10 protein-coding genes are annotated in these 12009 nt (G+C 36.0%); 9 read left to right on the top strand and 1 reads right to left on the bottom strand.

Annotated elements, in window-relative coordinates; translation table 11 throughout:
* Positions 1–79 precede the first annotated feature (79 nt).
* Both F4V44_RS09180 and F4V44_RS09175 read left to right on the top strand, forming a co-directional pair.
* The gene (locus tag F4V44_RS09180; RefSeq protein WP_191090612.1) at positions 80–1615 is read left to right on the top strand and encodes a Ppx/GppA family phosphatase; all 1536 of its coding nucleotides are present in this window, start codon (positions 80–82) and stop codon (positions 1613–1615) included.
* Between the two features lie 113 nt (positions 1616–1728).
* On the top strand, positions 1729–3831 hold the full coding sequence (locus F4V44_RS09175; RefSeq protein ID WP_150439694.1) for an RNA degradosome polyphosphate kinase: 2103 nt from the start codon (positions 1729–1731) through the stop codon (positions 3829–3831).
* A 100-nt stretch (positions 3832–3931) separates the two neighbouring features.
* On the opposite strand, the gene F4V44_RS09170 is transcribed toward F4V44_RS09175, so the two are convergent.
* The gene (locus F4V44_RS09170; protein WP_150439693.1) at positions 3932–4807 is read right to left on the bottom strand and encodes a metallophosphoesterase; all 876 of its coding nucleotides are present in this window, start codon (positions 4805–4807) and stop codon (positions 3932–3934) included.
* 179 nt (positions 4808–4986) lie between these two features.
* On the opposite strand from F4V44_RS09170, the gene F4V44_RS09165 reads away from it, so the two are divergent.
* The 7 genes from F4V44_RS09165 (at position 4987) to F4V44_RS09135 (ending at position 11931) form a co-directional block, all read left to right on the top strand.
* Positions 4987–6192, top strand: a complete 1206-nt coding sequence (locus tag F4V44_RS09165; protein ID WP_150439692.1) for an EAL domain-containing protein — start codon at positions 4987–4989, stop codon at positions 6190–6192.
* Positions 6193–6437: 245 nt separating this feature from the next.
* Complete coding sequence (locus tag F4V44_RS09160; RefSeq protein ID WP_150439691.1) at positions 6438–6674, top strand: YkuJ family protein; 237 nt, start codon at positions 6438–6440, stop codon at positions 6672–6674.
* Positions 6675–6824: 150 nt separating this feature from the next.
* A complete protein-coding gene (gene cbpB, locus F4V44_RS09155) occupies positions 6825–7265 on the top strand; it encodes a cyclic-di-AMP-binding protein CbpB (protein ID WP_150439690.1) in 441 nt (146 codons plus the stop codon).
* Positions 7266–7339: 74 nt separating this feature from the next.
* Positions 7340–8845 (top strand): MDR family MFS transporter, encoded by a 1506-nt coding sequence (locus tag F4V44_RS09150; protein ID WP_150439689.1) that lies wholly within the window; start codon positions 7340–7342, stop codon positions 8843–8845.
* Between the two features lie 161 nt (positions 8846–9006).
* Positions 9007–9636 carry a CAP domain-containing protein gene (locus F4V44_RS09145; RefSeq protein WP_396897489.1) on the top strand — a complete coding sequence of 210 codons (630 nt, stop codon included), beginning with the start codon at positions 9007–9009 and terminating at the stop codon, positions 9634–9636.
* A gap of 161 nt (positions 9637–9797) precedes the next feature.
* Positions 9798–10508, top strand: a complete 711-nt coding sequence (gene dapD, locus F4V44_RS09140) for a 2,3,4,5-tetrahydropyridine-2,6-dicarboxylate N-acetyltransferase (RefSeq protein ID WP_150439687.1) — start codon at positions 9798–9800, stop codon at positions 10506–10508.
* Between the two features lie 301 nt (positions 10509–10809).
* Entirely contained in the window at positions 10810–11931 is a 1122-nt protein-coding gene (locus F4V44_RS09135; protein WP_150439686.1) for an N-acetyldiaminopimelate deacetylase, read from the top strand.
* The last annotated feature ends 78 nt before the right edge of the window (positions 11932–12009 follow it).

Raw genomic sequence — 12009 nt, 5'->3', positions numbered from 1 at the left:
TCATACTTTATGTACATAGCAATGACTAAGCATGAATCAGCTGCGTTTAATTAGTATACAATCAGGAAGGAGAATGGAGATGACGAAAGAAAAATGGGCAGTGATTGACATTGGATCTAATACCATCCGCCTTGTTATTTATGCAAAAATCCTTAGCGGAAGCTATAAGGAAGCTGAAAATATTAAAACAGTAGCGAGATTAAACCAATACCTTAACCAAGATAATGATTTGAGTAAAGAAGGAATAGCTCTCCTCATTGATATACTGCAAGGTTTTAAAGAAATTCTAGCCTTTCATCAAGTGACGAAAATTCATTGTACAGCAACTGCTACTGTAAGGCAATCAAAAAATCAAGTAGAAATCCAAGCTCTTGTGAAAGAGAAAACGGGTTTTGATATGAAAATATTATCCGAAAAAGAGGAAGCGTTTTTTGGTTATTATGCTGTCTCACATTCAACCCCTATTGATACAGGTGTCACAATCGATATGGGGGGAGGAAGTACAGAGATTACCTATTTTGAAAATAGAAAATTAATACATTATCATAGTTTTCCCTTTGGAGTCGTCTCATTAAAAAAGCAGTTCATTAAAAACAATCCTATAACAGAACAAGAAAGAAAGGGACTTTCTGATTTTATCCAGGATTCCTTAAAGCAGCTCCCGTGGTTAAAGAATTTACAGGTTCCAGTTATTGCCATAGGAGGAAGTGCAAGGAACATTGCTCAAATTGATCAAACGTTAAAAAAATATCCAATTGCAGGGATACATCAGTATGTAATGAGTTATTCCGACCTGCAAAAAATACAAATGTATCTTGGTCAGCTAACGATTGAACAACTAGAAAAGGTGGAAGGACTTTCGAAAGATCGTGCGGATATTATTGTACCTGCACTTGAAGTATTTGTGGGTCTTTGTGAATATAGTCAATCTTTTTCTTTTATGTTCAGTAAAAAGGGACTAAGAGATGGAATTTCTTTAAAAACAAGCGAGACTGATGATGTCTTTTTGGACACTGATCAAATTGTTCAAAATAGTGTTGCGGAACTACTTATTGATTATGGAGTCGCCCCAGCGCATGCAAGCCACCGTGCAAAGTTGGCTGAAATCTTATTTGAGAAAACAAGCACTTATTATCATTGTGAAAATAAACAAGCGCTAAGTAAGTTTGTGAAAAAAGGGGCGGAACTTTATTATCTAGGACAGTATATTGATGATGATTCGAGCAGTCAGCATACATTCTATTTGTTAGCTAATCAATCCATTAATGGACTATTCCATAAAGACCGATTGAAATTGGCATATATCGCTTCCTTTAAAAATAAAACATTATTAAAGCAGTATTTTACTCCATTTTCAAATTGGTTTACGAAAAAGGAAATGGAGGATATTCGTATGGCTGGTGCAGTTGCTAAGCTCGCTACTGCGCTTGATGCTTCAAAAAGAGGCATAGTTAAGAACATTCATTTTGAAGAAGCTTCTAATGATTTGATGCAGCTAACGATTTATTGTGAGGGGAACCCTTTTGTGGAACAATATGAGACGGAAAAACATATTCGTCAATTAGAAAAGGTACTCCAGAAAGCAATACACTTGAAGTTTATACAGTATGCTTGAACTTTGATAGATTACTTGGCGTTTAAAGTTCTAATTATATATTCTTATTTAATAAAAAATGCATTTTTTATTACTTTATATAGGTCGAATTTCGCAAAAAAGGTGTGGGTTATATGGATAATAGTCATTTTAATCATCCATCAAATTATAACAATAGGGAAATTAGCTGGCTGGCTTTTAACGAACGGGTGCTTCAGGAAGTTTTAGACAAAAGAAATCCATTATTAGAAAGAATCAAATTTTCGGCAATTTTCAGTTCTAATTTAGATGAGTTTTTTATGGTTCGTGTGGCAGGCTTAAAGGATCAAGTAAAAGTAGGGTTTATGAAACCTGAAAATAAAGCTGGTTTGACTCCGAAACAGCAGCTGGAAAAAATATCTGAAAGAGCACATTATCTTGTTAGGCTGCAGGATGAGACTTTTCAACAACAAATTCTCCATGAATTAAAAGCAGAAAATATTCATTTATTAAAGGTTGATGAATTAACCTCAGCTCAAAAGAAATTTCTTGAACTTTATTTTAATGAACAAATCTTTCCTGTGTTAACTCCAATGGCTGTCGATGCCTATCGCCCATTTCCAATGCTTTTAAATAAAAGTATTAATATTGCAGTTTCAATCGAGATGGATAGTATTTCTGGTCATCAAGTCAAACAGCAGCTTGCTATTGTACAAGTTCCATCTTTATTAGAACGTTTTATCGAGGTACCATTTATTGACGGCACGACTTGTTTTGTCTTGCTTGAAGACATTATTTGTTATTTTATTTCAAAACTTTTTAATGGTTATAAGATTCTATCCGTTACACAATTTAGAATTACAAGGAATGCTGATTTAGAAATACACGAGGAGGGGGCAAGAGATCTTCTGCAGGTAATTGAAAAAGAACTAAAGAAACGAAAATGGGGAGCGGCTGTTCGACTTGAGATAAAGGAAGAACATTTAGATAAACAGATTTTAGCTTATTTACTTGATGAACTGGAAATTGAAGAAGACGATGTCTATTATATATCAGGTCCGTTGGATAAAACCTTCTTGTTTTCATTTTATAAAGTGTTTGCCTCAAGAAGAGATAATCTCACTTATGAGCCCTTTATTCCGGTGCCTTCTTTAGAAATTGATTCTAATAAAGACATGTTTCAAAATGCTTTGGACCATGATATGCTGCTGCACCATCCGTATGAATCATTTCAGCCGATTCTTGATTTTGTAGCAGAAGCTGCTGATGACCCGGACGTTTTGGCCATAAAGCAAACGTTATATAGAGTGAGCGGAGATTCTCCAGTGATTGAAGCATTAAAACGCGCAGCAGAAAATGGAAAGCAAGTAACTGTTTTAGTGGAATTAAAAGCTAGATTTGATGAAGAAAATAATGTCCAGTGGGCAAAGAAATTGGAGAAAGCTGGATGCCATGTTATTTATGGTATGACACATTTGAAAACGCACAGTAAAATTACTTTGGTTGTACGGAGAAAGAATGGTGTGATTGAGCGATTTGTTCATCTTGGGACGGGGAATTATAATGATCAAACTGCGAAAGTCTATACAGACCTTGGTTATATTACAACGAAGGAGAAATTTGGAATAGATGCAACAAATTTCTTTAATTATTTAAGTGGCTATACACAAAAGCCAGTCTATCATTATCTTGTTGTTGCGCCACATGATATTAGAGGAGAGTTTATTAAATTAATTGACCAAGAAATAGAATATCATAAGCAATTTAATAATGGACATATTATTGCGAAAATGAATTCATTAACGGATAAAAAAATTATTATGAAATTGTATGAGGCATCCACCTCAGGGGTGAAAATTGACTTGATTATCCGTGGAATCTGCTGCTTAAAACCGAGGATAGAAAATGTCAGTGAGAATATTCGTGTAATAAGTATTGTAGGCAGGTTTTTAGAGCATAGCAGAATTTATTACTTTCATCACAATGGAGAAGAAAAAACTTATTTATCCTCTGCTGATATGATGACGAGAAATATGGAAAAACGAGTGGAGATTTTGTTCCCTATTTTTGAGGGGAAATTAAAGAGAAAATTAAAGCAGTTACTTTCTCTCCAGCTATCAGATAATTTGAAAGCTCGGGAACAGGATAATGAAGGGGTCTATCGTTATATTCAAAAAAAGGAGAATGAGCCTAATATTGACAGCCAAGCTATCCTTATTGAAAATTCTAAATTGGTGATTGAAGATGTCGAAGAATAAATAAGCGCAGGTATTTCTGAGTTTTCAATTGGCTATAAAAAGAGCAGCACATGTGGCTGCTCTTTTTATATGAGTTGCTGTTTTATTAGCATTACAGTGGTTAATTTACTTTCTTTAATGTGAACACTGTCAGTTCTGGTTTTGATAAAAAACGGAAGGGCAGTCTAGTTGTTCCAAGGCCTCTGTTCACATATAAAGTTAGCGGGCTATGTGGTTCTCCTAGTTCATAAAAGCCTTCATAGTATAACTCGCTGTATGGAGGTGTTATTAAGGCTCCTATAAAAGGAATCTTAACTTGTCCACCATGACTGTGTCCGCTTAACTGTAAATGAATACCTTCGTAAATGGCTAATTCAGCCATATCAGGTTCGTGAGCTAGAAGGATTTTATATGTGTCTGAAGGCAAGTCTAAGGTGGCAGTTTCTAAATCTGGCTTCCCGAGCATAGCATCGTCAAGTCCAATCAAATGAATTCGGCTATCATCAAGTAACTTTATTTCTTGAGCAGCATTTTGCAGCAATGTAAACCCGCTTTTATCCATAATATCCCTATAAATATCAGTACCGTAACCACCATGATCGTGATTTCCATAAATAGCAAATTTACCAAATGGAGCCTGAATATTTGATAGACTAGGAATGATTTGATCACTCTTTGGAAACTTATTTGGTTCGTCCATTAAATCACCAGTAAATAACACAATATCCGGCTGTAATCGATTGATTCGATCAATTAATTTATCCAATTGCTTGAGTGTATATTGGAAGCCGAGGTGTGTATCACTGAATTGAACGATTTTAAAGTGATCAAAGCTTTTTGGGATGAGGGGGTGTTTAATTGTATGGCGGTTAATATCAAGTAATCTGGGTTCTATTTCTCTAGCATAGTAATAGCTGCCCGCACCAGCTGCAATTAAGGTTAATATAGAGCCCATTGTTTTTTTTATAAACTTTCTTCGTGATATTTTTTTTTGCATAGTTATCCGACCTATCATTGAAATTACCTTCTTATATACTATCAAACGAACTTTGTGATTAGAAGTAGTTTAAGAAAATATAAGGCTTTATAACTGTTGTTTTATCAATTGAAAAGATGATTTAGAAAGTGGAAAATAAAGTATGGTATAATTGTTCATTATCCACGAGGAGGTTCACTATGGACGCATTGGATATCTTAACCAACTTAGGCCATTGTTTTCCTTATTTTCAACCGGTATTCAGTGCAGATGAACATCGCGTCATTGGTTATGAAATATTAGGAAGATATACTGATAATAATCAAATCATTAGTCTTGGCCCATTTTTTCAAGATAAAAGCATCCCAGATGAGTATCGACTAGAAGTAGATAATGTGGTATTGACAAAGGCATTAGAGCTTGCAACTGAATTAGATTCTGATATCCTGCTATTTGTAAACAGAGATGCCGATCTTCTCATTCATGACAGCGGTGAAGAATTTCTTCAATTCCTGCTGCAATTTCAAGCAAAGGGGATCGGTTTAAATCGAATTGTACTTGAAGTATCAATGGATGAATCAAAAGATGAGATGAATCATTTGTTAAATTATTACCGAACATTTGGGATAAAAATTGCAGTCGATAAATTAGGGGATGAAAGCAGTCACTTGGATCGAATTGGCCAGTTAAAACCTGATATTGTAAAGGTTGATTTGATGCCATTACGCTCAATGAATCCTGCGCCTGCCTATCAGGATATTTTATACTCTCTAGCGATTCTCGCTAGGAAAATCGGGGCAACCTTGCTATTTAAAAATATTGAAATGACTTATCAACTTCAATTTGCCTGGCAGCACGGCGGGAGATACTATCAAGGATATTACTTAGAAAAGCCGCTGTCCAATTTTATTGCTAGAGATACTTTAAAGAATAAATTAAAGGCAGAATTCCACGAATTTATCATGTATGAGAAGAAGAAACTTGAAACTGTATTTCAAATAACTGAAAGCTTTCAAACAAAACTCCAGGAAATATTAAGCAAAAATCGTAAATCAATGAATATTGAAGATTTGTTAATAGCTCTTGGAAAAGGTTTAGACCAAGTGGCATTTAGAATATATGTTTGTGATGAAGACGGCTTTCAAATTTCCCCGAATTTGTTTAAAAAAGAAAATGAATGGGAGCTGCAGCCTGAGTATATGAAAAAAAATTGGAGTTGGCGTCCGTACTTTTTAGAAAACTTGATTCGAATGCGTAATGATAAAAGAGGGCTTCTATCTGATTTATATTGTGACATTGAAACAGGTGAAACAACTAGAACGTTTTCTTATCCCTTAAATACACATGAATATTTATTTATTGATTTAACCTACGATTTTCTCTATCAAAATGATAGTTTACTTTAACCTTAAGTGACAGCTCTTTTGTTAATTTGTGTCGAAAAAAGCTTATTTTTTTGTATTAATGTAAAAAAAACTCGATTTTTCTACATCTTTTACTTGTGTTCTCTATTCATTTTATTTTATGCTGTTTATATTGGCTAAGTTATTTTCGTACAGGAAAATTTAGACTTTATATTTATGGTTTAGAAATAAGTCAAATGAGAAACCTAGTAGTAAGATATTTGGCTTTTGTTGAAAGGAGAGGGAGCATGTCACAGCTTCAAGGGATTATATCAAGGTTAAAAAACCTGCAGGAACAATCAAATAATGGAGAACCTTCACAACGTTTTTTTGAGGTGAACGGTGAACGGAAATGTCAAGTAACGTACCAACCGAAGACAGAAACCTTTGAGTTGGAAGTTTATTTTGATAAAGAAAAGCCAAAAAGATACCAATTTGACAATATTGATATGATTACAATTGAAATCTTTGATTTAATTCAATAGGCTTTAAAAAAAGGAACCAATTTGGTTCCTTTTTTTAAAGCCTTGTCTACTAATGCTAATTGAAAAATGGGCCGAGTTATGGAAGCGAAAAATTGTAAATTGTGTTAAAATAAATTTTATGAAATTACAATGTTTGGGGAGTTTTCAGCTATGATCAATCTTGGCAATGAGTTTTTAGAGATGAATATCCGCAATATAATGATTCCTTCTGAGCGGGTAGCTCATGTACAAGTAGGAAATAGTCTGGAGCATGCTCTATTGGTTTTGACAAAAAGCGGTTACACGGCAATACCTGTCCTTGACCCTCATTATAAGCTTCATGGACTTATTTCTACCCCCATTATTATGGAATCGATTCTTGGGCTCGAAAGGATTGAATATGAAAAGCTTGAACAAACCCGCGTTGAGCAAGTAATGAATAGTAACGTTCCGCATCTCTTAATTAATGCTTCTCTTCAAAATACGATTGCCTTGTTAGTGGACCATCCTTTTTTATGTGTAGAAAATCAAGATGGATTGTTTGAAGGAATATTAACAAGAAGAGCTGTATTACATTTATTAAGTGATGGTCTGCAAGGTGAAACTAAATGAAGGAGGATGTCAAAAGACATCCTCTATTTTATGTTTTTCACCATAAACAAAAGTGCTAAGAAAGGGTTGTTTTTATGGTAAAAGCGCTGTCAGAAGACCCTTCGAGAAGGAAAACGAATCGCCCGATTGTTCTTGCTTCTATTATGCTTGCTATGTTTTTAGGTGCTATAGAAGGAACGATTATTTCAACTGCAATGCCGGCAATTGTCGGTGAATTAGGCGGTTTTTCTCTATATGGCTGGGTATTTTCTTCTTATTTACTAATGAATGCTGTAACGGTATTAATCTATGGCAAGCTATCTGATTTATTTGGCCGGAAACCCATATTATTATTCGGTATTACGATTTTTTTAATTGGTTCGATTCTGTGTGGTTTTGCTGAATCAATGACAATGTTAATCGTCTTTCGTTTTATTCAAGGATTTGGGGCAGGGGCTATTACGCCGATTGCTACTACTATAGTCGGTGATATTTATACGAAAGAAGAAAGAGCGAATATTCAAGGGTATTTGTCAAGTGTCTGGGGTATTTCAGCGATTGCTGGACCGGCACTGGGTGGTATTCTTGTGGAGTACGTAAGCTGGAGATTTGTTTTTTGGCTGAATATACCGCTTGGAATTCTAGCCATGATTGGAGTAGGTATATTTTTATATGAAAATGTGGAAAAGAAGCGACATCGAGTGGATTATGCAGGTTCTGTCTTAATGATGATTTCCGTTTCATGTTTAATGTTTGTTCTTGTTGAAGGTGGCACTCGATGGAGCTGGCTCTCTGGAGAATCTTTAGGTTTACTGACCGTTAGTGTTGTCGCCTTTATTTTTTTCTATTTTCAAGAAAAAAGGGCGGAAGAACCCATTATGCCCTTCTCCATATGGAAGGAACGCTCCATTTTTATCGCGAATATGACATCGTTAACAACAGGCATTATGCTTATAGGTATTTCAAGTTTTTTGCCGACATTTGTACAAGGTGTGATGGAGCAGCCGCCGATCATTGCAGGCTTTACACTTACTACCATGTCGATTGGCTGGCCAATTGCCTCCACATTTGCCGGCACGCTTATGTTAAAGATTGGATTTAGAACCACTTCTCTTATAGGGGGAGTGGCCCTAATATTAGGAAGTATTCTTTTTATCACATTAACACCTGATGCCGGTCCGATTTGGGCAGCTGTTGGTTCTTTCTTTGTCGGGCTCGGAATGGGCTTAACATCAACAACGTTTATTGTTACTATCCAGAGTACTGTCGATTGGGAGCGAAGAGGTATAGCCACTGCTTCTAATTCATTTATGAGAAATCTAGGGAATACAATCGGTGCAGCACTTCTTGGAGGTATATTAAACAGCCAAATTTTACGTTATTTTAAGGAAAATGGTCAGGAGATAAATGCGAATTTGACTGTAGATTCAATCAATATTTTATTGAACCCAAATGAGAGAAATAGGATACCAGACAGTCTGCTGCAATTCCTGCAAGATGGACTAACCTATTCTCTAAATATTGTGTATTTTGCTGTACTGATAATTGCCGTGATTAGTTTTGTTCTAATCTTACTATTGCCGCGTGAGAAAAAGGTTTAACTTCATTCAGCGGAAGTCATTCACTTCTAAAGTTAAGGGAGGAATGCAAAAAGTTCTCCGATTCAATGGGACGAATTTAATATCCATAAAGATTTCCACAAAAATCTTCTCATAATTTTATTTGTTTTTTCAAAACTAATGAAGGTGAGGAGATGATTACATTGAACAAAGTAGTTTCTTTATTACTAAGCATGTTGATTGGATTGAGTATAATACCACCTGCCGCGAATGCTCAATCGATTACAATGTTCAAAGAGCCTCCCTTTGAGTTTTATAAAATCTCAAGAGGAGATAGTTTTTGGTTTATTGCAAAGCGCTATGGATTAGATTACAAACGGCTGATGCAGCTTAATCCTAACGTTGACCCCTATAATATGCAGGTTGGGGGAATTATTCGTTTAAAAGAAAGTGCTGCGTCAGTCGGAACGTTTGAAGAAGAAGTGGTTCGCTTAGTTAATGCTGAACGTGCCAAACAGGGATTAAGGCCACTTCAGCATCGTGCGGATGTTAAAAATGTTGCCGAGAAAAAAGCAATGGATATGATTAATAGTAACTATTTTTCGCATACAAGCCCAAACTATGGAAGTCCATTCGATATGCTCAGAGCCTTTGGAATATCCTATCGATCTGCAGGAGAAAACATTGCAAAGGGACAAAGGTCGCCTCAAGAGGTCATGAATGCTTGGATGAATTCATCTGGTCACCGTGCTAATATTCTTAATGCGAATTATAATGCAATAGGTGTAGGTTTCTATAATGGAGCATGGGTTCAATTATTCATTCAGTCATAAATAAGATAGATGCTGGCATTGCAGCGTAGACTTGCTGCAATTGTCAGCATTTTTAATTGAGCACTCAACTCCAAGGTATAGTTATTTTTGCTTGTTTTCAATGCTCTAGTTTGATAAAGTAATTTTTAGTAATATATATGAACAAAATGGGGGGAATAGAAATGAAAATGATGGATGCAAATGAAATCATCTCATTTATTCAAAATAGTAAAAAGTCAACACCTGTAAAAGTTTACATAAAAGGTAATTTAGAAGGAATTGAGTTTGGTTCAAACAGTAAATCATTTATTACTGGAAACAGCGGAGTTGTTTTTGGTGAATGGGATGAAATTAGCCAAGCAATTGAACGTCATAAAGGTCAAATTGAGGATTATGTTATTGAAAATGACCGAAGAAATTCTGCGATTCCATTATTGGATATGAAAAATATTAATGCTAGAATTGAGCCTGGTGCTATTATTCGTGACCAAGTTGAAATTGGGAACAATGCGGTTATTATGATGGGTGCTTCTATTAATATTGGAGCAGTAATTGGTGAAGGTACAATGATTGACATGAATGCTGTACTTGGTGGACGAGCAACTGTCGGTAAGAATTGTCACATTGGGGCTGGTACTGTATTGGCAGGTGTAATTGAACCGCCTTCCGCTAAGCCTGTTATCGTTGAGGATGATGTGGTAATTGGAGCAAATTGTGTTGTCCTTGAAGGCGTTACTGTTGGAAAAGGAGCTGTGGTAGCAGCAGGTGCTATCGTGATTGATGATGTACCTCCATACACAGTGGTAGCGGGTACACCGGCACGTGTTATTAAAGAAATTGATGAAAAAACCAAATCAAAAACAGAAATTAAACAAGAGCTTCGTCAGCTGTAATTTAGGACTAGGCGTGGACCATATGAGTCCACGCTTTCTTTACAGAAATTTCTCCCACTCTTAACGGGCAGTAAGACTCCCACCTTAAGATTCTGAGGGTGTAAAGAAGATAGGCGGGAGATCCAACTGCCCGTAAAGGTCCATTCGCGGAATCACAGACTAAGAACGCTACATTTGTGGCAACGCCTGTGTGACCCACATTCTGTGGGCCTTAACTAACCATCGGTGGGGGATGAAGAAAAACCCCCACTAATGGAAGTTTCACTTTATCGTTGTATAATATGGAAAGGAAGGTGTCAAAGTGAGTTCGTTTGTTCAAATTCGTCGTGATCTTCATCAAATTCCGGAACTTGGCTTTCAAGAATTTAAAACGCAGTCCTATGTTTTGACCTATCTTCAAACATTACCAGAAGATAGACTAGAGATTAAGCAATGGGAAACAGGAATATTTGTTAAGGTAAAAGGAATAAACCCTAAAAAACTAATTGGATACCGAACGGATATTGACGGCTTACCAATTGTCGAAGAAACAGGACTCGAATTTCACTCTAAGCATGAAACGGAAATGCATGCCTGTGGTCACGATTTTCATATGTCGATTGCACTTGGAACTTTAACACACTTTGTTTATCATCCTATTAATGATGATTTATTATTTATTTTCCAGCCTGCAGAAGAAGGACCTGGCGGTGCTGAACCAATGTTAAAAACGGATATAATGAAGGAATGGATGCCTGATATGATTATGGCGCTTCATATTGCTCCTGAATATCCGGTAGGAACCATCGCGATTAGAGAAGGGCTTTTGTTCGCTAATACTTCTGAATTGTTTATTGATTTAAAGGGGAAAGGCGGTCATGCAGCATTTCCGCATCAAACGAATGACATGATTATTGCGGCGTGTTCTTTAGTAACACAGCTGCAAACGGTTATCTCTAGAAATGTTGATCCACTTGATAGTGCCGTTATTACGATTGGGAAAATAACGAGTGGTACCGTACAAAATATAATTGCTGAAAGAGCAAGACTTGAAGGAACGATCCGTACCCTTTCTGTAGAGTCAATGGAAAAGGTGAAAAAACGGATTGAGGAGATTGTTAAAGGAATTGAAGTTGGTTTTCAATGTGAAGCAAATATTGATTTTGGTGTGATGTATTATCAGGTGTATAATGAAGCAAAGCTGACAAGAGAGTTTATGGACTTTGTAGCGAAGCGTACGGATGTGAAAGTAATTGAATGTAAAGAAGCTATGACCGGTGAAGATTTTGGCTATATGTTAAAGGAAATACCCGGTTTTATGTTTTGGCTAGGTGTAGAGTCAGAATATGGTTTGCATCATTCCAAGCTAAACCCAAATGAAAAGGCAATTGATACAGCAATAAATATGATATGCCAATATATTGAATATAAAGGAAATGAGTAGACAATGATAAACCGGGTAACCGGTTTTTTTTATGACCAGCCTTCTGTTTTATTAAGTTGAATATGATACATATCGTGA

It is taken from the genome of Niallia endozanthoxylica, from assembly GCF_008710145.1.
Classification (GTDB): domain Bacteria; phylum Bacillota; class Bacilli; order Bacillales; family Cytobacillaceae; genus Bacillus_BD; species Bacillus_BD endozanthoxylica.
The sequence above is the reverse complement of the archived record's forward strand: the minus strand, read 5'-3'. Positions and strand labels throughout refer to the sequence as shown.